The sequence below is a fragment of the [Flexibacter] sp. ATCC 35103 genome (assembly GCF_001975985.1).
GTDB lineage: Bacteria > Bacteroidota > Bacteroidia > Flavobacteriales > Flavobacteriaceae > Flavobacterium.
Genome location: NZ_MTQF01000008.1, coordinates 113,399 through 138,242 on the forward strand (window position 1 = coordinate 113,399; position 24,844 = coordinate 138,242).

At 32.6% G+C, this 24,844-nt stretch carries 15 protein-coding genes; 8 read left to right on the forward strand and 7 right to left on the reverse strand.

The window, feature by feature from the left end; genetic code table 11:
* Positions 1-76 precede the first annotated feature (76 nt).
* The 4 genes from BXU01_RS17815 to BXU01_RS17830 all read right to left on the reverse strand — a co-directional run bounded on the left by BXU01_RS17815 (position 77) and on the right by BXU01_RS17830 (position 9,538).
* Complete coding sequence (locus tag BXU01_RS17815) at positions 77-2,395, reverse strand: BamA/TamA family outer membrane protein (RefSeq protein ID WP_083694419.1); 2,319 nt, start codon at positions 2,393-2,395, stop codon at positions 77-79.
* Positions 2,379-7,478: a translocation/assembly module TamB gene (locus BXU01_RS17820; RefSeq protein ID WP_083694420.1), complete on the reverse strand. Its 5,100-nt coding sequence runs from the start codon at positions 7,476-7,478 to the stop codon at positions 2,379-2,381. Before BXU01_RS17820 ends, BXU01_RS17815 begins: the two co-directional genes overlap by 17 nt.
* Before the next feature lie 195 nt (positions 7,479-7,673).
* Positions 7,674-8,633 (reverse strand): GSCFA domain-containing protein, encoded by a 960-nt coding sequence (locus BXU01_RS17825; RefSeq protein WP_083694421.1) that lies wholly within the window; start codon positions 8,631-8,633, stop codon positions 7,674-7,676.
* Between the two features lie 98 nt (positions 8,634-8,731).
* Complete coding sequence (locus tag BXU01_RS17830) at positions 8,732-9,538, reverse strand: hypothetical protein (RefSeq protein WP_083694422.1); 807 nt, start codon at positions 9,536-9,538, stop codon at positions 8,732-8,734.
* Between the two features lie 148 nt (positions 9,539-9,686).
* Here BXU01_RS17830 and BXU01_RS17835 point away from each other — a divergent pair, with 148 nt between their 5' ends.
* Positions 9,687-11,432, forward strand: coding sequence for an ABC transporter ATP-binding protein (locus tag BXU01_RS17835; RefSeq protein ID WP_083694423.1), 1,746 nt, complete (start codon positions 9,687-9,689; stop codon positions 11,430-11,432).
* A gap of 273 nt (positions 11,433-11,705) precedes the next feature.
* Here BXU01_RS17835 and BXU01_RS17840 read toward each other — a convergent pair whose 3' ends face one another.
* Complete coding sequence (locus tag BXU01_RS17840) at positions 11,706-12,083, reverse strand: GxxExxY protein (RefSeq protein WP_083694424.1); 378 nt, start codon at positions 12,081-12,083, stop codon at positions 11,706-11,708.
* Between the two features lie 135 nt (positions 12,084-12,218).
* Positions 12,219-14,870, reverse strand: coding sequence for an alanine--tRNA ligase (gene alaS, locus BXU01_RS17845; RefSeq protein WP_083694425.1), 2,652 nt, complete (start codon positions 14,868-14,870; stop codon positions 12,219-12,221).
* A gap of 255 nt (positions 14,871-15,125) precedes the next feature.
* Between alaS and BXU01_RS17850 the strand changes: the two genes are divergently transcribed.
* From BXU01_RS17850 to BXU01_RS17880, 7 genes are all read left to right on the forward strand, one after another.
* Complete coding sequence (locus tag BXU01_RS17850) at positions 15,126-16,103, forward strand: peptidoglycan DD-metalloendopeptidase family protein (RefSeq protein ID WP_083694426.1); 978 nt, start codon at positions 15,126-15,128, stop codon at positions 16,101-16,103.
* Between the two features lie 48 nt (positions 16,104-16,151).
* Complete coding sequence (locus BXU01_RS17855; protein ID WP_055094707.1) at positions 16,152-16,484, forward strand: MerR family transcriptional regulator; 333 nt, start codon at positions 16,152-16,154, stop codon at positions 16,482-16,484.
* Between the two features lie 34 nt (positions 16,485-16,518).
* The gene (locus BXU01_RS17860; protein WP_055094708.1) at positions 16,519-17,100 is read left to right on the forward strand and encodes a LemA family protein; all 582 of its coding nucleotides are present in this window, start codon (positions 16,519-16,521) and stop codon (positions 17,098-17,100) included.
* Positions 17,101-17,190: 90 nt separating this feature from the next.
* Entirely contained in the window at positions 17,191-17,628 is a 438-nt protein-coding gene (locus tag BXU01_RS17865) for a TPM domain-containing protein (RefSeq protein WP_083694427.1), read from the forward strand.
* A 3-nt stretch (positions 17,629-17,631) separates the two neighbouring features.
* Complete coding sequence (locus tag BXU01_RS17870; RefSeq protein ID WP_083694428.1) at positions 17,632-18,462, forward strand: YgcG family protein; 831 nt, start codon at positions 17,632-17,634, stop codon at positions 18,460-18,462.
* A gap of 65 nt (positions 18,463-18,527) precedes the next feature.
* Positions 18,528-18,941 (forward strand): Rrf2 family transcriptional regulator, encoded by a 414-nt coding sequence (locus tag BXU01_RS17875; protein ID WP_041517419.1) that lies wholly within the window; start codon positions 18,528-18,530, stop codon positions 18,939-18,941.
* A 246-nt stretch (positions 18,942-19,187) separates the two neighbouring features.
* Positions 19,188-21,734, forward strand: coding sequence for a TonB-dependent receptor (locus tag BXU01_RS17880; RefSeq protein WP_083694429.1), 2,547 nt, complete (start codon positions 19,188-19,190; stop codon positions 21,732-21,734).
* 292 nt (positions 21,735-22,026) lie between these two features.
* Here BXU01_RS17880 and BXU01_RS17885 read toward each other — a convergent pair whose 3' ends face one another.
* Positions 22,027-24,792: an outer membrane beta-barrel protein gene (locus BXU01_RS17885; protein ID WP_083694430.1), complete on the reverse strand. Its 2,766-nt coding sequence runs from the start codon at positions 24,790-24,792 to the stop codon at positions 22,027-22,029.
* Between the last annotated feature and the right edge of the window lie 52 nt (positions 24,793-24,844).

Here is a 24,844-nt window from a genome sequence, read left to right on the forward strand (position 1 = left end):
AAATTGCTTATTATGCGCAAACTATGAATTAGGGAAAATTCGTGGCAAAAAAGAAAAAAAAACCGTGATACTTTTTCTAAAATGGATATCCAATCGCGATGTTTAAAATCAAATTATCTTTTCTCCAGGGTCCGCTTCCAAAATTAATATCATCGATTACCCATCTTTCTCCTTGAGGCAAATACGGTTTTCTTAACGGAAAAGCCAGATCTGTTCTTAAAACCAGAAAAGACAAATCAAAACGTAATCCTGCTCCCGCACCAACGGCGATATCTTTCATAAAATCTTTGGTAATCTGTCCTCCAGGTTTATTAGGATCTGCATTCATCAACCAGACATTTCCAGCATCAACAAATAAAGCTCCACGAACAATACTAAAAAGTTTTGCCCTGTATTCTGTACTAAATTCTAATTTTAAATCTCCGGATTGATCAGGCAAATAATTATTTGTTGTTTCTGCATTCACGTAACTTCCCGGACCAAGAGATCTTGCCCTAAAGGCACGAATACTATTCGTTCCTCCCACAACAAATTGTTTTGATGTTGGCAATGCGCCTGAATTTCCATAAGGAAGTCCGGCTCCTACAATAATTCTGCTCGCTAATTCGCTTTCTTTACTTAGTTTTAAATAATGCCTGAAATCAGCTTTTAACTTTACAAATTGACTAAACGGAACGTCAAATATTTTTATAGTATCATTCTTTTTGACATTTGCGCCTGTAACCAAACCTGTAATATTTCCCGCCAAATCTAGTTCACCATTAAAATAGAATGTATTCTTTTTACGTTTTTGCATCGTATTGGTATAGGTATACGAATACGTTGGACCAAATATTAATTGCTTTTCGATTACTTTCCCCAGTGAAGCATCTTCCTCAATGTCCTGTTTATATTCTGCTGTCACATTATTTGGACTTACATACGTCACATCAAGAATATTCAATTGATGTTCTTTTCTAATGTTCTCTTTCCATTGATAACCAAAAGAGGTTTTAAAAGAGTTTAAAGCATATAATTGTGTCCTGTTTTGAAATTCGTATCGCACAGTTGCCTTCGTTCTTGGCACATATTCGCTCGAGCCTTCGATATGAAAAAATGGAATGATAAATCTTGGCCATGTTAAACTGGTTTCTGTTCCCAGTTTATAGATGTTTTTTCCATTATTAGCTCCGGAAAGTTGAAAATCGGCACCGCCAAAAACAGAAACCGTAAGCAATTCAGCACCGCGAAATAAGTTTCTGTTATTCCAGTTTACATTTACTTCTGTTCCGGTATAACTTGCGGAATTTGTTTTTCCTAAAACCTCAACCCGAATAAATTTCTTAGGCAAAAGTGTCAGGTAATAATAAGAATCCAAACTGTTTTTTAAACTGTCTGAAGGTTTAAATTCATTTTTCACAAAACTAAAAGTTCCCAAATTTACGAAACGATTTAGTGTTAGATTATGATCTTTTCTACTGTATAAATCTCCTTTTTTAAAAAAAATTGCCCGATCAAAAACCCTTGGTTTAAAAGTATTTGCGGTATCAATAATTGTAAAATCCTTATATTGAACAATATCTTTTTGAGTGTATTTTACACTGTCTTTAGAAACAGTAAAATTGGGATATACAACAATCTTATTAATTTTGTACGCCGTAAGCGCTTTTGGCGGAGCATCAGCTTTTATGACCAATTTAATTTTTACTTCATGATCGCCTTTACTGCTGTCCACCTGAGCTAAAATATAATCTGGATTAAAGTAAAAATATCCTCTCTCTTTAAGTCTTGCATCTATTCTTTCTCTTTCGGCTTTTATAATATCCAGGTCATACGGTTTTCCTACTTTTAATAAACTTCTTCGGCTTGATCTTCCAATTATTCTTGACATTGCCAGGGAATCATCCGGAAATGTCACGCTTTTAATGATATATTGTTTTTTGGGTATAACTGTATATTCAGCTGTTACTCTTTTGTTTCTCACAGTAGAATCTGCGCTGACACGGCTTTTAAAATAACCGCGGTTTTCTGTAAAACTTCTAAGTACAGAGGCATTATAATCTAAGTCGACTTTGCTGAAAAGTACGGGTTGTTCCCCTACTTTATTACGAAGCCAATATCGAATTCCTTTTTTCTTTTTAGGTTCACCGGCAATATTATAAATCCATAATTTAGGACGTAACCCCAATATTTGTTTGTTGGGTTTAGGACGCAAAAGGTCTTCGAGTTCTTTCTCCAGTTCTTTTCTGTCTTTCTTTTTTATAATAGAATCTTTTACTGTCACAGAACCTCCTGTATACAATAAATCTCCTTCGGCTAAATATTTTGTATTGCTGCACCCAAAAACAAAAAACAAGGACAGCGCTATAAAATATTTTGCATATCTAATTGTTATATTGCTATGTTTTTTGCTCATTTCCTTCAATTTGATTTTCTTCGTTTTCTTCTTTTTTCTTGTCTTCTTTTTCTTTGAGTTTTCTTTTCTCTTTGCGTAGCTTTTCTTCTTTAATCATTTCTCTTTCTGCTGCACTACGATGAAAAAGCTCTCTGAATTTATTGTAACTCATGGTAATAATAAAAGCAACTCCGGTCTCGACAACCTGTCCTTCTACTGCGACCTGATATTCGTTTTTTCGATAGGCACGAACCATATAACGTCCGTCTTTTGTAAGCTGATAATCTAAGGCTACATCTCCCGCAATATTGGTGCTTTCTTCGTTAGCACGCTCCTGGCCTTCGACTGCAAAGCTGCTTCCTACGGTTACTTTTAATCTGTCGTTTAATAGTTTTTTAGAAACGCCCACATTCAAATCAGTTCTGTTTTCCTTTGTTCCTGTGGTATAATCATCTGTCGATTCAAGATCAAATTCTAGTTGAACTCCGGTAATTAATTCTCCTGCAAGATCATTTAATTGTTGCGAAAGTATTTTGCTCACACTCTGTCTGGCAAGAGATTCTGCACTTGTTCCGCCACTTTCGCTTGCAAATGGGTTTTCGCCAATAAATCTATTTAGTAATAAAAGCGCAAAAACCTGTTTATTTAATTCAGCTGGCTCTTGTCGTAATTGTTCCAGTTTTGTTTGCGTAAGCGATACAACATCTGTAGAAACATCATAATTTCCGTCAGGAAGTACAATATCAAAAGTAATTTCTGGTTTTAAAAGTTCACCGTTCATTTTTAATAATGTCTGAAACGGAATTTTCTGTTTGTATGTATTTCTCACCGTAGGATTATCTGTTGGCAATTGATTGCCAAGCAAATCTATTGGTGCTGTTTCTACTTTATAAATAGCCGTAATATTCAAACTCGCCATTGTAGGTTCTCCGTTCCAGATAATATAACTTCCTTTCTGAATATCGAATTTTCGACGAATCATATTAAAGTTCATTTCATATGCCCCTTCAGAAAACTCATATTTACCGGTTAAAGTCGTTTTTCCAGAAGGATCAATTCCTCCTGTAAGTTGGGCTTCCCCTTTTAGGTTTAGATAATCTCCGTTTCCTTTATCGATTACAAGCGTTAGTTCAGCTTCTTTATCTATGGCAATTTCAACGCTCACATCCATACCAACCAATTCAGATTGATTTAGTTTGTTTTCCATTGCAATAGTTTGTTTCAGATACATATTATCTTCATCAACAAATTCTACAATACCTTCTCTGTCAGCAATTGAAGGGTCTGATTGTGGCAAAACAACCGTAAACTTAGTGTCTTTGTTTATTTTAATATTTCCGCCAACAACAGGATTTTCAAGTGTTCCTTTTATGTTTAGTTTAGTATCCAGAATTAAATCCCCATAAAATAAATCGTTGTCTGCTTCTTTAGAATGTATAGCTCTAAAATCATCTGCCACGATAGTTAATCCAAAATCAAAATTGCTGTAATCGGCAGATTTTATGGTTCCGTTTATGGTCAGCTCATTATCATTCTCATCATGAAATGTAAATTTATCGAAAGTAATAACGTCATTTTGAAGCGTGATTTTTTCGTCTTGGGTCTTAAAGAATGAGTTCAGTTTTTTTACTCTGAAACCTGTATCTTTAAAATTTAATTCTCCGTTAACTTTTGGTGCACTTACATTTCCTGTAATTTTAAAATTCCCGGCTAAAAATCCTGTTCCTTCCGTAATATTGCCCATTGTAAAACCCTGAATACTCTTAATATTCAGTTTGTTTAAATCGAGATTAAAATCAAGATTACCATCATCAATTTTATAGTTACCTGTTAAGTTCATGTCATTTTCTTCACCGCTAAGCGTAACATTTGCTGCCAGTAAATTATTGGTTTTATTATCTACTTTTATTGCAATATCACCAACAGGCTCTCCTCTAAAAGCAAATTCATCAATTTTTAAATCAGATGTAAAAGTGGGTTTCGTCATCACATTTTCTACAACTGCATTTCCATTAATCAAACCTTGCATCAAAAGTTTGTCTTTTTTGACAATGTTCATAATCGTTTCGATTTTGAAGTTTACAAAATCAACTTTTAACGGTGAATTATCCTGATTTCCTTCAGATTGTATTTTTAATTCGTTTCCTGAATTCGACAAGTAAAATTTATTGATGTAAAGTCTTTTTCCTCCAAATTCAATTGCATTTTCAGGATCTACAGTCCATTTGTCATAATTCAGTACAAAGTTTTCTGCATCGATTTTAAAGATGTTTTTAGAATCTTCTGATTTAAATTCTCCTGCAATAAAATATTGTTGCTTGTCTTTTGCATCTTTTACTTCAAGTGCATACGTCAAAAGATTATTTTCGACTTTTCCGGATAAACTTGTAAAGGGAATTTTTAAGGAACCGCTTTCAATCGTTGCCACAGAAACCGAATACTCTAAAGCATTTTCTTTGCCTTCGATATTTATTTTCCCGTCAGATATCGTATTATCAGCGTAAACAATTCTTGGAATCGTTCCCTTTATTTCTAAAGAGTCTGCAACATTATTGTACTTTCCGGTAATATTAATAGGCTCTAAACCGGTTAATTTAGGAACCAATTTAAAAAGTATAGGATCATTATCAATTTTTAAGGTAAAAGCCAAACGTTGTTCGTCTGATTCCCCATTTACTTTCGGATTTTTTAAATCAATATATTTCGATACTGATTTTTTAATCGCCGCGGTTAATGTCGTCAATTTGTATTTTCCGTCTACTTCAGCTTTTAAAAACTGAGATGAAATTTTGATATTATTTCGATTATTATTAGCAAAAGCAATTATACGCACAGAATCTAAGACAATTGGTTCTGCATCTTGTAAAATCTGAATGTTTGAAAGAAACACTTTTCCGTTTAAAAAATCAGGATTACTATTCGCAACATCTGCATCGATATTTCCACGAATTTTCATTGGCCCGGCATGAAGATTCAGTTTTTCTAAATCGGCAATATCAAGGTTCAGTTTTAATTTTATCGAAGGATATTTATCTTTTGTATTTCCGCTTGCTACCAGATCAAAATGTAAATTAGGATCTTTCATTCCGGATTTTACAGCAAATGATCCGTTTTCTATATTTCCTTTTAAAGCCAGATCTTTATACGTATATCTGTTAAAAACTGCTTTTTGAACCAATCCGTCAAATTGTGCCTGAGCGGTTTTTGGGTCTAAACCGTTTCCTTTTACTTTCGCTTTAAGTGTAATTTTACCTATTGAATCGTTTTTGATCAATCGTCCTAAATCAAAATCTAATAAATAAACTGTTGCGTCATATTTCTCTTTTTTCTTAACGCGCTGATCGAATAATCCATCAACTTTTGCATTTCCAAAACTACTGTTTAAAGCCAGATTTGTTTTGAAATTTTGAACTGAACCTTTAAATTTTCCCTGCAAATTTAACTGCGACGGCAACTGAATATTTTTAGGAATTGTTCCTGCAGGAATAAACGAATAAATATCTTTAGAAGTACTCGAAACTTTCTTGATATCGAGATCATAATAGGCTTTTTGAGCATCAGGCAAACCTTTTATTTTTCCCGAAAGTAAAACTCTCGTAGTTCCTATTCCGCTCATTTCGAATTGCGGAATATCAAGATCTTTTATTTTTCCGCTTAAACGTGTATTGAGGTATAAAATCGCATTTGGATTACTCTTAAACGGATTTGTTTTTTGCAAATCAGGAGCAAAAAGCAAAATGTCTTTAAAACCTATTTTCGACTGATTTAAATTTGCATCTAAAGAAAGGTTTCCTAAATCTTTAGAAATTGTTGCAATCGAAGAATAAGCAACTTTTACTTTATTTTGAAGTAATGTTTGTGGTGTTTTTAAATACAAATCATTCAAATAAGCGTTTTTAGGTCCATAAAAGAAATTTGTTCTTAAGGACTGAATATTTAATCCGCTTTTTTCATTTGCCGTCAATGCTTTAATATTACCGGAAATAGTATCATTTCCGTAATATAATTTCTCTGCTTTAAAATTGAATTTATCCAAATCAAGATGACTGTAATCAATTCCCTTTAAAACTGGTTTTGATTGCATATCATCGAACCTGAAAGCGATATTTTCTATATCAACATCATTTAATTTTACTTTCCATCCTGCCTGTTTAATTGCAGTTGAATCTAAACTGGGCGTTTTAATTTGTTTGTCTTTGGCACCCAAACGTAAATTCCCTTTTAGATTTTTTAATTCGAAAGTATCAAAATCCAATAGCTGATTATTCAAATCTATTTTATTAACTGATAAATTCAGATTACCTAATTTGATTCCGGAGTCTAATTTGGAATCTTTATTATCATAGGCAATATCAATTTGAGATAAACTGATTTTTCCTAAATTCAAATTAAAATCTTTCCTTTTAGAAATGGTATCGACAGTTTTTACCGATACTTCGGCAATTTTTTCGACAACATCCTGATCCAAAACTAATTTTAACCCTTTCAGGTTAATATTTGGAATATCAAAATTCATTTTATCTAAATCAAATTCCTTGAACTTAGTATCAAAATGTGTTAAATTGACTTTGATGTCATTTTTAGCAAAATCATCTTTAAAATTGAATTTAATATTATCCAGATTTACATCTACAACTGATATTACAAAAGGTTTACTGTCCGGATCTTCTACTTTGGGTTCTTTTGATTCAAAAGCTTTTATAATATAATCAAAATTAAAAGCGCCTTTCTTATTTCGGGAAATATTTGCCGTGACGTTTTCAAGTGAAACCGAATTAATTTCGAGTTCGCTGCTAACCAATTTAAATAAATCTACATCAACTTCTAAACGTTTACCAGCCAGCAAGGTATCTTTATTTTGATCTTCAAAATAAAAACCTTCCAGAACTACATCTTTAGGAAATTTGATAGAAATATGATCTAATGAAACTTTCGTTTTAATTTTATTATGAAGATAGGTAATGGCCTTATCTTTTGCATAATTTTGGATGGATGGAACCTGAATTAAAACAATTATCAGCAATAAAAGTGCAATGATAGAAACCACGCACCAAAGGAGTATACGTAGTGTTTTTTTAAGAAAATGAACTGATTTCTTATTCATAAGTCAATAAAACACGATTAGATTAAAGTTGCGTTATTATAAAAGCTGTACTTGGACAGTTTACAAAATTGAGAATTTTAAACCTTAACAATTTACATAATTACGCGCAATTATTCTAAAATTTCACTAACAAATAATTATTTTCTTACTTTTAATTTTGCCTAAAAAAAGCTAATGATAAAAAATAAATGAATTTTAAAACCTGATATGTGACCATTTTTGTTCAATAACTTTGATCTTTTCCTTAAGTTTAATTAAGAATTTTTGATGTTGTTCTGACTCAGGATTAAAGCTGCGATGACGAAGGCTTTTTTGTATTTCAGAGATTTCCTGCATAGTCGAGATACTATTTTCTGCAATATAATTTTCATTGAATTTATGCCAGATATAATCTATTGCAACTGGATTAGGATGCAGCATATCTTCGGTATAAAAGCGATAATCACGAAGTTCATCCATCATGATTTCGTATGAAGGAAAATAGTTAAAAGTTATATTTTGTGGATTATGGGATTTTAAAACCTGATGAAGCGCGGCAAATAAATGAGATTTACTTAATTGATTTTCTGTAAAACCATCTTTTATGTGGCGAACAGGCGAAACGGTAAAAATGAAATTTATTTCAGGGTTTAAAACCTGAATTAAATCAATGGTATTTTGGATACTTTTTTGAATTACGTCAACAGTTAATAATTCTTTCGAAAATTGCTTTTGAGGTACTTTATGGCAATTGGCAACAATTTCATCGCTTTCTATATTTCTGTAAATCCAGGAAGTTCCGTAAGTAATAATGACATGAGTGGCTTCTTTTAATTTTTTATAGCTTTCTGAAATAGCTTTATTAAGTGTTTCTAGCAATTCCTGTCGATCTGCATTACTTAAATCTGAATGCACTTCATAACTATGCCAGCGTTCGTTATAAAAGAAAACATCTTTCTCTTCATAAAATTCCTCCTTAATTACACGACTGATTATTTTCTCTATCGAAACGGGATTAAAAATAATTCCAAACGGATTTGTTACATTTTGAAACTTGAAATAATCGAATTTCTCTGCCATATTCTCCGCAAAACAAGAACCAATAGAAATTATTTTCGAATTATAATCGATTGGATTATTGGTTTTAGAAATTGGTATTTGGGTTCTGAATTGCATGTTTTTATTTTAAACACGAATTTCACCAATTTTCACCAATAAAAAAACCAAATACAGAAAGTATTTGGTTTTTTGATATAATTTCGAATTTCAAATCTTTAATAAGTATATTCAATTTCATATTCTACAGATTTCCCATCACCGGCTAATGATGTTTGTTTCGTTGGAAAATCTTTATCATTATAAATGTAATTTGTTAAATAAACAGATGGATTAGGCAAACCACTATCTACTCTTTTAATTTTCAATATGTTGTTACGAGAAATTTCTGTTTCTTTTAATAATAAATCTAAGCCTAGAATATTTTTTAGAGGATTATTTTTAATATCATATTCATAAGTTCTTGTCGATGTAGAAACTCCTCTAACATTTTTGTCTTCAATAAGATTACCGTCTTTATAAGTAAAAGTTCCTTCGCTAATTTTTGTTTCAATTTGGGTATCTATATCAACAGTGTAATCTATATATGAAATTAAACTATTTGAAACATGAGTATAAACTGTTTTGCCTATGTATTCTCCGTTAGGATATTTAGTTGTGAAATATTCTCTTGTAATTCTTGTTTTTAATTTTCCACTTTCATAAGTATATAAAACTTCCACATCTTTAATCTCTTTTCCATTGGAATCTATATCAAATTGTTCTTGCTTTGTAATAAGATTTCCTTCATAAATAAATGTTGTTTTTGAATCCTTTTTAACACTACTTATAATTTTATTTCCATCATAATTTAATGTGCTAGTACTATTCGTCCCTAAGTTTACATTTGGATAGACATAAGAAATTGTTTTAGGTAAAATTGAGTTATTTTCTGAAGAAGAAGTATCTTCAGATGAATTATTGTCATTATTTGAACATGATGTAAGCGCCAACAAAGCGCTGAAAACGAATATAATATTTTTCATTTTTTTTAACAGGTTATTTAGTATCAATCCTGCAAATATAAATTAAAAACTAAAATCATCTAAAATTTAGTTTTTTAATAACAAAAAGCAGATTCATAAACTCAAACTATTCACTACTTTTGCATCTTCCATAAATTTAACTCCTTATATGAAATTATTATATTCTTATATAATCAAGCATAAAATGCTCCTGCTTTTTGCTTTGATTATGGCCTCTATAAACATTTGTTTCAGCTTATCAGACTCTATTATTACCGGTAAATTAATGCAGGATTGCGGCGTTGGTTTGCACAAATACGCAGGAAACGAAATTGGATTCATAAAATCTTTGTCCTTCTGGCTTGGTCTTTCTCTTGGTGCTGCAATGGTTTCCAGAATTACCAAAAATTTTCAGGATTATTTTACCAATGTAGTGATTCAGAGAACCGGAGCACAAATGTATACGGACGGAATCAAAAAATCACTTGATTTGCCATATGCCGAATTCGAAGATCAACGAAGCGGTGAAACTTTAAGCAAACTGACTAAAGTTCGATCTGATTCTGAAAAATTAATTACACTTTCGATCTCTTTGATTTTTCAAACCATTATCGGATTCATATTTGTAATTGTATATGTTGCCCGAATCGATTACCGTATTTCGCTTATCTTTTTGGTTACCGCTCCTATTATTGCTTTAATCAGTTCTTATTTAGGTAAAAAAATAAAGATTGTTTCCCGAAAAATTGTAAATCAAACCAATGCTTTGGCAGGATCTACAACCGAAAGTTTAAGAAATATTGAACTTGTAAAAAGTCTTGGATTAACCTATCAGGAAGAAAAACGTTTGAACTTAAACACGTTTAAAATCCTGCAACTTGAATTGGAGAAAATCCGTTTTATCAGAAGTTTGAGTTTTATTCAGGGAACAACAGTTCATTTTTTAAGAACTTGCGTAGTTTTTACTTTGTACTACTTCTTGTTTGGACAAAAGATTATAGTTGGTGATTTATTAACGATGGTATTTTTTACCTTCTTTATTTTTGGGCCTCTGCAAGAATTAGGAAATTTTATCATTGCATTGAATGAAACCAAAGTTTCGATGGAAAACTTTAAAACTTTATTAAGTGCTCCAAAAGAGTTTCGTCCTAAAAATCCAAAGCATGTTGGAGCGATTCAATCTTTGCTTTTTTCGAATGTGAGTTTTCAACATAAAACTGCGAAGTTTAAAGCAGTCGAAAATATTAATTTTGAAATAAAACAAGGGCAAACTGTTGCTTTCGTTGGCCCGTCAGGTTCCGGAAAAACAACATTGGTTAAATTATTGGTAGGTTTATATACACCCGCAGAAGGTCAGGTATTATATAACGATATTGATTCTACAGATATTGATTTACTTGACTTAAGAAAGCAATTAGGATTCGTTACGCAAGATGCTCAGTTATTCTCCGGAACAATTCGTGAAAATTTATTATTCGTAAAACCAAATGCTACCGATGAAGATTTATACGATGCATTGAAAAGAGCAAGTTGTGATAAATTATTAAAGCGTGCCGAAGATGGTTTAAATACCACGATTGGTGAAGGCGGAATTAAAGTTTCAGGTGGTGAAAAACAACGTTTATCTATTGCTCGCGCCATTTTAAGAAATCCGAATTTATTGATTTTTGATGAAGCAACTTCAGCATTAGATTCTATTACTGAAGAAGAAATCAATACTACAATCAGAAATATATCTGATAAAAACAGAATTACCGTTTTAATCGCACATAGATTGTCAACTGTAATGCATGCCGATAGAATATTTGTTCTTGAACAAGGTAAAATCATCGAATCTGGTAAACATGACGATTTAATTGTCGAGAAAGGTTTGTATTACGCTATGTGGCGTCAGCAAATTGGGGAAAGAAAGTGATTTTTTTTTAATCGCGCAAAGACGCAGAGTCGCAAAGTTTTTTTATGCTTTGCGACTTGTAAAATAAGCTTTTATCTCAATTTAAATAAAGTAAAAAATAATCTCGCAAAGACGCAGAGTCGCAAAGTATTTGATGCTTTGCGACTTTGCTTTTTTTATCAATAAGTTTTTATCTCAACTTAATAAAAAGAAAAAAAAATCGCGCAAAGACGCAAAGTCGCAAAGTATTTGATTCTGTGCCTTTTTTATAATGTTTTTTAATATTGAGCCAACTTAAAGATTATTAACAATTCTTGTAATACCAAATTTAATCAAAGGCACATTAAAATTTATCAGCAAGCCTAATTTCATTTTTGTAATTTTTAAGTATGTCATAACTTGCTTTGCATGAACTTCTGTTATTTTTTCAATTGATTTAATTTCTAAAATCAATTTATTCTCAATTATTAAATCAGTTCGGAAACCAATATCTAGTTTAATTTCATCCCAAACAACTGGAAGTGTTTTTTGTCTTTCTACAAATAATCCCTTTTTAGTTAATTCGTAATATAAAATTGCTTCATAAACCGACTCTAATAAACCAGGTCCAAGTTTCACATGCATTTTGTAACAGATATCAACTACGATAGCTGAAATTTCATTTTCATTCATATCTATTAAATTAAGTATAAACTTACAAAATTTAATTTCGATAAAATAAAAAAAGTCGCAAAGCTTTTAAAAACTTTGCGACTCTGCGTCTTTGCGCGAAATATAAAAGAACGTTTTGTAAAAATTCTTAATCCGTTATTTTACAAAATCAATTGCGTGTGCCAAAGCCTCAGCGATTCCAGCAACATTTTTACCTTTTCCGGATGCGAAGAAAGGTTGTCCTCCCCCGTTTCCTTCAATATATTTTCCTAATTCTTTAATAACTGCATTTGCATTTAAGCTTTTAGCGGCTACTAATTCTTTAGCGATATAACAGTGAATATTTGGCAAACCATCTTCTACTGAAGCCAAAAACACAAACGAATCTGGTTTTGAACTTCCTAAAGCAGAAGCCAGCTCTTTTGTTGATGCCATGCTTAAATCTACTTGTTTTGCAAGGAAATTTACGCCGTTTACTTCCTGAAAACCTTTCTCTAAATCCAATTTTAAAGCATTTACTTTTTCTTTTAGTAATTGCTCGATTTGCTTTTTCAATTTTGCATTATCATCTTGTAAAGAAGCAACAGATTTTAAAATATCCTGTGGATTTTTTAATGTTTCTTTGATTTCAGATAAAGTATTTTCTTGATTTTTATAGAAATCTTTTACTGCATCACCTGTAATTGCTTCAATACGACGAATTCCAGCTGCTACTGCACCTTCAGAAATGATTTTGAAATGCCAGATTTCTGCTGTGTTTTTCACGTGAATTCCACCGCAAAGTTCTTTACTTTCACCAAATTCAATCATACGGACATTATCTCCGTATTTCTCTCCAAATAAAGCCATTGCACCTTTATCTAATGCTTCTTTAATTGGAATGTTTCTGTGTTCTACCAATTGCAATTGTGCTTCAATTTGCGCATTTACACTTGCTTCAACCTGACGTAATTCTTCCTCTGAAACTTTAGAAAAATGCGAAAAGTCAAAACGTAAATAATTTGGGTTTACCAATGAACCTTTTTGTTCTACGTGAGTTCCAAGAAGGTTTCTTAAAGCCAAATGCATTAAATGCGTAGCAGAGTGATTTTTAGAAGTTGAACCTCTTAAATCGTTATTTACTTTTGCAACAAAACCAGCTTCAATATTTTCAGGCAACTGTTTTGCAAAATGCAAAATCAAATTGTTTTCTTTCTTTGTATCAATAATTTCGATTGTCTCATTTGCCGAAACTAAAGTTCCTTTATCTCCAACTTGTCCTCCTCCTTCCGGATAAAATGGTGTATTATCTAAAACGATTTGGTATAGAATTCCGTCTTTTTTAGAATCAACCTTTCTAATACGAGTGATTTTTACTTCGTTTTCTGTTTTATCATATCCAACAAATGTTTCTACATTTCCTGGAATCAAAACGGACCAGTCTTCTGTTGAAATTTCTGATGCTGCACGTGAACGATTTTTTTGTTCCTGCATTAATTTTTCAAATAAATCGGAATCGATTTCAAAAGAATTCTCCTTAACTATCAATTGTGTTAAATCTAAAGGAAATCCATATGTATCATATAATTCAAATGCTAATTCACCACTAAATTTTAGTCCTTTATCAACTCTTAATTTTAAATCTTCAATTTGATTATTTAATTTATTTATTCCTATGTCAATAGTTCTTAAGAAAGAAGCTTCTTCCTCACGAATTACATTCGTAACCAATTGTTGTTGCGATTTGATTTCCGGGAAAAATTCTCCCATTTGATTTGCCAAAACTTCTACCAATTTATTGATAAAAGGCTCTTTTGTTCCTAAGAAAGTAAATCCGTAACGAATTGCACGACGTAAAATTCTACGAATTACATAACCAGCTCCAGTATTTGATGGTAATTGTCCGTCGGCAATTGCAAAAGCAACCGCACGAACGTGATCTACTACAACACGAATCGCAATATTGGTTTTATTTTGTTCTTCACTGATGTTTTTTACTTCATCAGATGTATATTTTAAACCTGTAATTTGTTCTACTTTCTCAATAAGCGGTGTAAAAACATCAGTATCATAATTCGATGTTTTTCCTTGTAAAGCCATACACAAACGCTCAAATCCCATTCCGGTATCAACGTGTTGCGCAGGAAGTTTTTCCAAAGATCCATCTGCTTTACGATTGAATTCCATGAATACATTATTCCAGATTTCAACAACTTGTGGATGATCATTATTTACCAGACTTTTTCCTGAAACCAATGCTTTTTCAGATTCAGGACGTAAATCAACGTGAATTTCAGAACAAGGTCCGCATGGTCCCTGATCTCCCATTTCCCAGAAATTATCTTTTTTATTTCCAAGGATAATTCTGTCCTCATCGATTAATGTTTTCCAGATATCCCAAGCTTCCTGATCAAAAGGAACATTATCTTCTTTGCTTCCTTCAAAAACCGAAACATATAGATTTTCTTTTGGAATTTTATAAACTTCCGTCAATAAAGTCCAAGCCCAATTGATTGCTTCTTTTTTGAAATAATCTCCAAAAGACCAGTTCCCTAACATTTCGAACATCGTATGGTGATACGTATCAAAACCTACATCTTCAAGATCGTTATGTTTACCTGAAACACGAAGACATTTTTGCGTATCGGCTATTCTTTTGCTTTTTGGAGTTCCGTTTCCTAAAAAATATTCTTTAAACTGAGCCATTCCCGAGTTATTGAACATTAAGGTTGGGTCGTCTTTAAGCACAATAGGAGCCGACGGAACGATTAAGTGTCCGTTGCTTTTAAAAAAATCTAAAAATTGTTTACGTACGTCTTGTGATTTCATGTTTTATAATGAGATAATGTGATAATGTGTCAATTAGATAATTCATCAATCTGAAAATGTGACTAATAGATCTTTTTAATTAAAAAACTTAAAATTTATAACAATAAATTTCGTTTTTAATACATTATCTAATTATCAAATTGACACATTATCTAATTATTTTATTCTTGAAAAAAGCTGGGAACAACTGAAACATTTCTTAAATTTGTTCGACTAACTTATTTTACAAGCTGCAAAAATAGGGTATTTTAAAATATGGCGAAAGTAAAATATTATTACGACTCAGAAAATCTGGCTTATACGAAAATAAAAACCAGAAAACGGGCTAAAATTGGCTACGCTTTGCTGTTTTTGCTGGCATCAGCGTTGTTTGGTTTTTTAGTTTTTGTACTTTTAATCAACACTTCTTATTTCGAAACTCCAAAAGATCGATTACAGGCACGTGAAATTGAAAATTTGAAGTTGCAATATGCCATTTTAAACAAAAAAATGGATGAAATAGATGATGTAACCGAAGCTTTAGAAAACAGGGATAACAATATTTACAGGGTTTATTTTAATAAGACTGAAATTCCTGATTCGATTAGAAAAGCAGGTTTTAGAGATCCAAAACGTTATAAAGATTTAGAAGGATACAACAACTCACAGTTGGTATTGAGTACAACAAAACGCATTGACAAATTGTCAAAAGAGTTAGCCATACAATCGAAATCATTAGATGAAATTTTGCAATTAGCGAGTACAAAAGGAAACCTGTTATTGGCAATTCCGGCTATCCAGCCTGTCAGGAATGAGAATTTAAAAAGAATGGCATCTGGTTTTGGATACAGAACTGATCCGTTTACGAAAGTTCGAAAGATGCATAACGGAATGGATTTTACAGCAAACACAGGTTCTCCCGTTTACGCCACAGGTGATGGCGTTGTAGAAAGAGCAGATGCAGCGGCGTCAGGATTTGGAAATCATGTTGTGATCAGGCATGGTTTTGGATACGAAAGTTTATACGCTCATTTAAGTAAATACAACTGCAGAGCCGGACAACATGTCAAACGAGGCGATGTTATTGGGTATGTAGGAAGTACTGGTAGATCGGAAGGTCCTCATTGTCATTATGAAGTTCATAAAGACGGAAAAGTCGTAAACCCGCTGAATTTTTATTACGGAAATATTTCGGCAGTAGAATATGTGGCAATTTCACAAATGGCAAACCAAGAGAACCAGTCATTAGATTAATCCTCCAAAAAGTAGTATTTTTGGAATTAAAATAGAAAATTAAAAATCATGCACATTGAGCTTTCAAAGGATAAAAGATATTATAGCATTGGCGAAGTTGCCAAAGCTTTTAATGTCAATGCATCATTGATACGGTTTTGGGATAGCGAATTTGATATTTTGAAACCTAAAAAGAATGCGAAGGGCAATAGAATGTTTACACCGGAAGATATTACCAACCTGCAATTGATTTATCATTTAGTTAAAGAAAGAGGTTTTACTCTTGATGGCGCGAGAACACATCTAAAAGAAGGACAAAAGAAAACATTAGATAAATTCGAAATAATACGTAAATTAGAGACGATAAAAACACAATTAAACGAAATTAAGAACGAATTGTAATTAAAAATAGAAATAAACTTAAATCAAAACGAATATGAAAAAATGGTTAATCCCCGTAGGAATTATAGTAGTACTTATTGCTATTATTGCTTTTTGGTCAATTGGAATTAAAAATACTGGTTTGCAAAAAAATCAGGCAGTTAATAAAGAATGGGGAAATGTGAGTACTACTTACCAAAGAAGAAATGACCTTATTGGAAATTTAGTAAACACTGTAAAAGGAGCTGCAGATTTTGAGAAATCAACATTAACAGCTGTAATCGAAGCTCGTGCAAAAGCTACTTCTGTAACTATTGATCCAAGTAATGTAACTCCGGAACAATTAGCGCAATACAACCAGGCACAAAGTGGTGTATCTTCATCTTTGTCAAGATTGTTAGTTTCTGTTGAGCAATATCCAACATTAAAAGCAAACGAGAATTTCTTAAAATTACAGGACGAATTGGCAAGTACAGAAAACCAAATTTTAACAGCAAGAACTCGTTTTAATGAAGCTGTACAAGATTACAATGGTTACATTCTTGCAATTCCAAATAACTGGTTTTTAAGCTACAAAGAAAAACCATATTTTGAAGCTGTTGCAGGTGCTGATAAACCAGTTGAAGTAAAATTCTAAATTAAGATTTTTAGATTATTCAACCTTCTTACAATCTAAGATTTAGTCTATAATCTACTATCTAATAATGTAATATTTAAAATAACTCCAATGTCAAAAGTAGAAGATTTTTTATCCAAAGAAGAAGAATTAACCATTGTTGAAGCGATTCGCGTGGCCGAAAAAAACACTTCTGGCGAAATTAGAGTACATATAGAAAAAACGACTTCTAAAGTTCCTTTTGACAGAGCTTTAGAAGTTTTTTACGAATTAAAAATGAATGAAACCCAACAACAAAATGGGGTTTTATTTTACTTTGCCGTAGCAGACAAAACGTTTGCTATTTGTGGTGATAAAGGCATAAATGATGTGGTTGCATCAGATTTTTGGGATTGTACCAAAGATGCTATGATCGCACAATTTAAATCAGGAAACTTTAAGCAAGGTATTGTAGATGGCATATTAAATGCCGGTGAACAATTAAAAAAATACTTTCCGTGGTTTGAAGGTGACACGAACGAATTATCAAACGAAATCTCAAAAGGATAAACAATGAAATTTTCCAAAAACAAAATATCTTATTCAAAAGGACTTTTTCAGTTTACCTTTTTGCTAATCGCTTTTTTTTCTACCAATTGCATTTTTGCGCAATTTACAATTCCTGAAAAACCAAGTTTTCAAACTTCTGTTTATGATTATGCGAATATTTTAAGTGCGTCTGAAAAGGCACAATTGGAAGAAAAGCTTATTCGTTACTCAGATTCTACCACAACTCAGATCGTAGTCATTACAATCGAAAGCCTAAAAGGCGAAGATGTAAGCCAGTTAGCTACAAAATGGGGACAAACCTGGGGAATTGGAGGAACTGCAAAAGATGATAACGGAGTGGTTATTTTATTGGCTAAAAACGAAAAGAAAATCGCAATTAATCCCGGATACGGAGTTGAAGACCGATTGACTGCCGGAATTGGCGGAACAATAATTAGAAATATTATTATTCCGGAATTTAAGGCCGGAAGTTTTTATAATGGCCTTGATAAAGGAACGGATGCTATAATTGATGTTTTTAAAGGAAAATTCAAAGGCGAACGCAAGCAGCAAAGCAAAGGAAAAGATTTTCCGATATTTCCGTTTATTGTAATTGTTGTAATTGTATTAATTTTACTGTCGCGAAATAAAGGTGGCGGAGGAAATTCAGGCAATAATAGCGGCGGAGGACCAAGCTTGCTCGATGTTATTCTTTTAAGCAGTCTTGGAAGAAGCGGCGGAGGCGGCGGATTTGGAGGAGGTTTTGGCGGTGGCTCATCCGGAGGCGGCGGAGGCTTTGGCGGAGGTTTTGGCGGAGGCGGATTCTCCGGTGGAGGTTCTAGCGGAGGCTGGTAAAAACGAAGTCACAGTTTGCAGTGACAGTTTTAAAATTTATATTTACAATTAATAATTCAAGATAGATGTTATCACATAAAGCAAAATACGCCCTTAAGGCCTTACTTTATTTAGCAGAACAAGACGAAAATCACATTTCAAGAACGATAGAAATTGCTGATGGCGCCAATATTCCTAAAAAGTTTTTAGAGCAAATTTTATTGGATCTAAAACGAGGACGTTTTGTAAGCAGTAAGCAAGGAAAATTTGGCGGATATTATTTGATACGTTCTAAAAACGATATTACTTTGGCAGAAATTCACCGTTTATTTGATGGTGCAATTGCCCTTTTACCATGTGCTTCGTTAAACTTTTACGAGCCATGTTCTGATTGTAAAACCGAGGAAGAATGCAGTCTAAGACATGGTCTAATGATCATTCGGGATGAAACTCTTAAAGCAATGCAAGGCATCACAATCGCCTCACTTGTAAAGAAATAAAAAAATATTTCCTAATTCCTAGTAAATCTATAGAATTTACATATATTTGCAAAAAAAACAACAACCATTTCCAAAATTTTAACCCATGAAAGTAGATTACAATCGATCAGGCTCTAAAAATCTTTTGCAAAGAAACCAAAATAATGATTTCACTTCTGTGAAAAACAATTCTTCTATGATGTGTATGTGCTGGTAAAAAAAAAAAATTAATTTAAATTCTACTAATCACATATACTTAATGTAAAAATGAAAAATTATATAAAAAATATATTTACAATACTATTCTTTTTAACTTTCTCAATATCATTTGCACAAAACATTGAAGGTGTCGTTAAAACCAGCGAAAACATTCCACTAGAAGCCGCTAACGTGGTTATTAAAGGAACAACTTCTAATACTACTACAGATAGCGACGGAAGATTTATTATTGACAGTAAAGGAAAACTTCCGGTTACAATTTTAATTCAATATGTTGGATATAAAACTACAGAAGTAGAACTTACTGCTTTACCAACTGCTCCGTTACAATTAACAATTAAAGAAGAAAATGAACTTATTGAAGTTGTTGTTTCCTCAAGACGAAGAATAGAAAAAGTTCAGGATGTGCCAATTGCAATATCAGTTATTACAGGTAAACAAGCAGAACAAACGGGAGCTTTTAACGTAAACCGTATTAAAGAGCTAGTTCCATCTGTACAATTATACTCTTCTAATCCCAGAAATACCGGAATAAACATTCGTAGTCTTGGTTCTCCTTTTGGTCTTACCAATGATGGTATTGATCCGGGAGTTGGTTTTTATGTAGACGGAGTTTATTATGCTCGTCCTGCTGCAACCACTTTAGACTTTATTGATGTTGAGCAAATCGAAGTATTACGCGGACCTCAGGGATCTTTATTTGGTAAAAACACAACTTCTGGTGCTTTTAACATTACTACTCGCAAACCAAGTTTTACTTCTGGTGCTGATTTTGAAGTGAGCTACGGAAACTATAATTTTCTACAAGCAAAAGCATCTGTTACAGGAGCTTTAGGCAAAAAAGTAGCAGGTCGTTTATCTTTCTCAGGAACACAACGTGACGGTTTAATTGATAATGTTGCTACTGGAAGACCTACAAATACTTTAAACAATCAGGGAATTAGAGGTCAGTTACTTTGGACTCCAACAGAAAACACTAATATTATATTAGCCGGAGATATTACAACTCAACGCCCGGATGGATACGCGCAAGTTGTTGCCGGTGTTGCTCCTACTCAAAGAGCGGCATATCGCCAATTTGATGCTATCATAAAAGATTTAAACTATCAGCTTCCAAGTACAAATGCTTTTGATCGTAAAATCGATCACGATACACCATGGCGCTCAAATCAGGATATGGGAGGTATATCTTTGAATATTGATACAAAAATTGGTTCAGGAACACTTACTTCAACTACAGCCTGGCGTTTTTGGAACTGGGATCCATCAAATGACAGAGATTTTACAGGATTACAAGTGTTAGCAAAATCTCAAAACCCAACAAGACAAACTCAATTTACACAAGAGGTTCGTTACGCAGGACAGCTTACATCTAAAATAAGTGGTGTTGTAGGTGTATTTTTCATCGATCAAACCTCTCAAACAGATGGTACAGAGGAATCCGGGAATGCACAATGGAGATTTGCTCAAAGTACTACCAGTGCCTTATGGAAAACTCCTGGTCTTTTTGAAGGATACGGAATCAAAACTGATGCAAATATAAGAGCATCAAGTGCTGCAGTATTTGGACAGATTGACTGGGCTATTACAGATCGCCTGCATGTTTTACCAGGTTTAAGATATAATTTTGATAAAAAAGACGCGCATTATGCCCGTACAACATATGGAGGTTTACAAACTACTGATCCGGCATTATTAGCTTTAAAAAAATTAGTTTATTCTGATCAGGCTTTTGATTCCAGTACTGACAATACTGACTTTTCAGGAAACTTAACATTAACTTTTAAAGCTTCAGACAAGATCAATCTTTATGCTACTTATGCAAAAAGTTACAAACCGGTTGGTATAAACGTAGCCGGACTTCCTACAGATGCAAAAGGATTGCCTTTACTTGATCTTGCAGTAATTAAACCAGAAAAAGTAAATCATTATGAAGTAGGAGTAAAAACTTCTCCTTTTAGAAATTCAGTATTTAACCTTGCATTCTTTAATACAGATATTAAAGATTTTCAAACCAACGTTCAGGCAGCTGAGTTGGGCGTAAATCGTGGTTATCTTGCTAATGCTGATAAAGTACGCGTAAGAGGTGCTGAACTTGATGCAAGTTTTGTTATTAGTCAACATTTAACTATTAATGGTGCTGCAACTTATACTGATGGTAAATATGTAAAATTTACAAACGCACCACTTCCGTTAGAAGAAACAGGCGCTCCGGTAGCTTTTAAAGATGTTTCAGGAACTGAATTACCTGGTGCTTCAAAATGGGCCGGGTCTCTTGGAGGTGAACTTTCTAATAACGCTAAATTCTTCGGAAATTCAGGAAAAGCTTTCTTTGGTTTAGATTCTTATGCCCGTTCTGAATTCTCTTCAAGCCCTTCGGCTTCAAAATATTTAACTGTTCCTGGTTATGCTATTTTTAATGCTCGTTTAGGTTTCCGTGCTTCTCAGGGATTATCGATTCAATTTTGGGGACGTAATCTTTTAAATAAAGATTATTACGAACAATTATTACCTGCAGGTGGAAACACAGGACAATATGCCGGTGTAATTGGAGATCAGAGAACTTACGGTATTACTTTGAAATATTCGCTATAATACAATTTAGTTTAAACAAGAAACGAGGTAGGTTTTTAAAACTTACCTCGTTTTTTTATGATAGAACTTGAATCTTAAATTTAAGATTATCTCTAATTTATAATCTACATCTAAATTTTAAATTTGGCTAAAACCGTCTATATATTTAAATCGCTTAACTCCAGCTAAAGCAGAAGACAATTCAATTTTTGAAGTTGAAGAAAAAAGATATATTTCCAAGAAATCTCTAAATAAAACCTTTGAAGTAAAACTTAGGATCTTAGAAACTTAGTTCCTCAGTCCCTTAAATTATCTACTCCTCTCTTTGTCTTTTTTTATTCCCTTTTTCAGCACCTGCAAAATTGCCAATTTTATACGCTAACGAAAACATTACATAACGTCTTAAAACTGTATTTTCTTCATCTCGAATAGACGTTGCAGATATTGTTCTTGTTGCACTAAGATTTTGATTTAAAACATCATAAACTTTTACTTTTGCATATAATTTTTTATCAAAAAAGCCATATGACAAACTCGTGTTCCATAAATAGAAATCTTTCTTAAAATCATCTGATATATTTGAATTGTAAGTATATCCAAAATCATTTCCCCAGATTAAATTTTCAGGCCAGTATGTTGTTGTCTGTAAATTAATTTTATGCACCACATTTGAACTCGCATCTCTGGAATAATTTTCATATTTTGATTGATTATAAGACAAATTATAAGATGGTGCAATGGTTAAAATCTCTCCGTAATCATATGATAAATATACTTTTGGAGTAATTGCCGTAGATTTTGCATTGTATAAAACTGCATTTGTAAACCCTTTATCAAACGAATAACTCGCATTTAAGCCTAAGCCATATCTTAAACTATGTGCTCCGCTTTTGATCTGCTGATTCCAGTTTGCGCCTATCGAAGTATTATATACTCCGGAGATATTTACATATGTTGTGGTTCTTTTTCCACTTTCGTCATAAATCGAAGTCGATACAATATCATTATCATAATAATCTCCTTTTAAATACACACTATAACCTGAGCGGGAACGAAAATCGTAATTTCTAAAATTAAAGTTTACACTATTTTTTTCAACTGGATGTAAATCTGGATTTCCAACAATTGTATTCAATGGATTATTAAGATTTATAACCGGCATTAATTGCGTTGCAGTCGGGAGCGCATTCGAGTAATCATATTTGAATGATAAATTTTTAGAACGACTGAATTTATATCTTAATAATGCAGTGGCAAAAGGCAATGCATATTTTTTATTTAAGTCTGTTGCGTTATTTAAATACAGCGAGTGGTTATCAAAATTAATGATAGAAGTTCTACTGTCAAGATTAAGGGTAAACTTGTTTTTTTGCAAAGTAACTCCCACTTTTGGGGTAACCGAGTTTTGTGTTGAATTTGTATAATTACTTAAAGACAAATTCAAGTCTGAATACTCTTGAGTTGCAGGATCAAAATTAAAAGTTCTTTCATCATTTGCTGATGTTTTCCAGTCAAAATCAGAACCAAATCTCACTCTTAATGAATCTGTTATAGGCTCTGTATATTCTATATCAGCAGAATAGGAATCGCTTGTTGTTTTCTTTTTCGTGTTTTGATTCCTTTCGTCATTTGGCTTAGTATTATCCTGATAAAAAATAGTTTCAGATAAGTTTCTTGTATTAGAGTCACTATCTGTATTATTATTTGAGAAAACAAAACTTAAGTTTCTTGACTTTTTTTCAAAAGTTTTATTAAAGTTGATCGCATTTCCAAAATTCGTGTTTTCACCTTCAGAATAGGAGTTTGAAGTACTTTCGTTTAATGCATTTCCGTTTTCATCCTCAGAAAAACTGGATGAAATTGCACTGCTGTTCGTACGCGATTGGCTTAACTTAGGTGTTACTACAATTCGCATTGAGGGATTAATTTTATATTCTAATTCAAAATTAACATTGTTTCCTGTGCTTTCATTTCTTGTTTTAGAATCTGCCTCGGTGATGATATTTCCGGTTGGTAAAAAACTAAGCTGATTCGATTTACTATCATTTTTATTAACTGTATTCGAAAAATTATAGCTTCCCATAGCAAGCAGGTCTTTTGTCCAGTCATCAGAGTAATTAACACCTAATAAATTCGACTGTGTAATTCCTTTTGCGCCACCACCGCCAGATCCGGAACTTCCTGCTTTACTATTTCTTCCGCCTGCCATATTATCAAAAACATCATCCATAGAAAATCCTGTAGAGTTGATATTGTTTGAAGAAGCCAGCAGACTTATCTTTTGTTTATTGTTAAAATAATTCAGATTTACATTCGTTTCATAACGATCATCAGTTCCATAACCTCCCATTACTTTTCCAAAATAACCTTTGTTTTTCTTTTCGTCGATAGTAATATTTATACTCGAAAAATCTGAAGTTGATTCTTGTTTGGAAAGTTCTTCTTTTTTGGTTTTAAAATCAGAAACCTGTATTTTTTTTATAATATCTGCCGGTAAATTTTTAATGGCTATGGCGCCATCTTTATCAAAGAAAGTTTTTCCGTTTACCAAAACCTGATTCACTTCTCGCCCATTGACTGTAATTTTTCCGTCATTATCGACATCAAAACCTGGTAATTGTTTCAATAATGTTTCAACATTCGAATCCGGACGCACTTTATAGGAAGCTGCATTAAACTCTAAGGTATCTTTTTTGATTGTAATAGGAGCTGCTTCTGTCTTTATAACAACATCATTAAGGGCATTTACATTTTCGATCAAATATAATTTACCAAAATCCTTGCTTTCTGTAAGTCCTTTGTATTCCTCAAAATAGGTTTGATATCCCATATAATTCACCTTTAAAAAAACAGGTTTCTCATATTTTTTAATATTCATTCTAAACTCCCCGTTTTTATCTGTCGTCGCATATTCGATAACAGTAGAATCTTTGATAGTTGTAAAATAAACCGTTGCCAGTTCTAGCGGTAGTTGAGTGTTAACATCAAGAACAGTTCCTCGTACGGTTATGTCGTTCTGAGCATTTGCGGCAAAGACAAAAAGGAAAAAAAGCGATAGAAATGAATAAATTTTGGTCATAAAAATAATACTTAGGTTAGTTAGATCAGTTAGACTACAAAAAAAGCAAAAG

Bases quoted from the DNA above. Each gene is read 5' to 3' on its own strand.
- BXU01_RS17855 (WP_055094707.1), top strand. From the start codon at position 16,152: ATGCACATTGAGCTTTCAAAGGATAAAAGATATTATAGCATTGGCGAA.
- BXU01_RS17870 (WP_083694428.1), top strand. From the start codon at position 17,632: ATGAAATTTTCCAAAAACAAAATATCTTATTCAAAAGGACTTTTTCAG.
- BXU01_RS17830 (WP_083694422.1), bottom strand. From the start codon at position 9,538: ATGAAAAATATTATATTCGTTTTCAGCGCTTTGTTGGCGCTTACATCA.
- BXU01_RS17875 (WP_041517419.1), top strand. From the start codon at position 18,528: ATGTTATCACATAAAGCAAAATACGCCCTTAAGGCCTTACTTTATTTA.
- BXU01_RS17860 (WP_055094708.1), top strand. From the start codon at position 16,519: ATGAAAAAATGGTTAATCCCCGTAGGAATTATAGTAGTACTTATTGCT.
- alaS (WP_083694425.1), bottom strand. From the start codon at position 14,870: ATGAAATCACAAGACGTACGTAAACAATTTTTAGATTTTTTTAAAAGC.
- BXU01_RS17865 (WP_083694427.1), top strand. From the start codon at position 17,191: ATGTCAAAAGTAGAAGATTTTTTATCCAAAGAAGAAGAATTAACCATT.
- BXU01_RS17835 (WP_083694423.1), top strand. From the start codon at position 9,687: ATGAAATTATTATATTCTTATATAATCAAGCATAAAATGCTCCTGCTT.
- BXU01_RS17850 (WP_083694426.1), top strand. From the start codon at position 15,126: ATGGCGAAAGTAAAATATTATTACGACTCAGAAAATCTGGCTTATACG.
- BXU01_RS17820 (WP_083694420.1), bottom strand. From the start codon at position 7,478: ATGAATAAGAAATCAGTTCATTTTCTTAAAAAAACACTACGTATACTC.
- BXU01_RS17840 (WP_083694424.1), bottom strand. From the start codon at position 12,083: ATGAATGAAAATGAAATTTCAGCTATCGTAGTTGATATCTGTTACAAA.
- BXU01_RS17815 (WP_083694419.1), bottom strand. From the start codon at position 2,395: ATGAGCAAAAAACATAGCAATATAACAATTAGATATGCAAAATATTTT.
- BXU01_RS17825 (WP_083694421.1), bottom strand. From the start codon at position 8,633: ATGCAATTCAGAACCCAAATACCAATTTCTAAAACCAATAATCCAATC.
- BXU01_RS17885 (WP_083694430.1), bottom strand. From the start codon at position 24,792: ATGACCAAAATTTATTCATTTCTATCGCTTTTTTTCCTTTTTGTCTTT.
- BXU01_RS17880 (WP_083694429.1), top strand. From the start codon at position 19,188: ATGAAAAATTATATAAAAAATATATTTACAATACTATTCTTTTTAACT.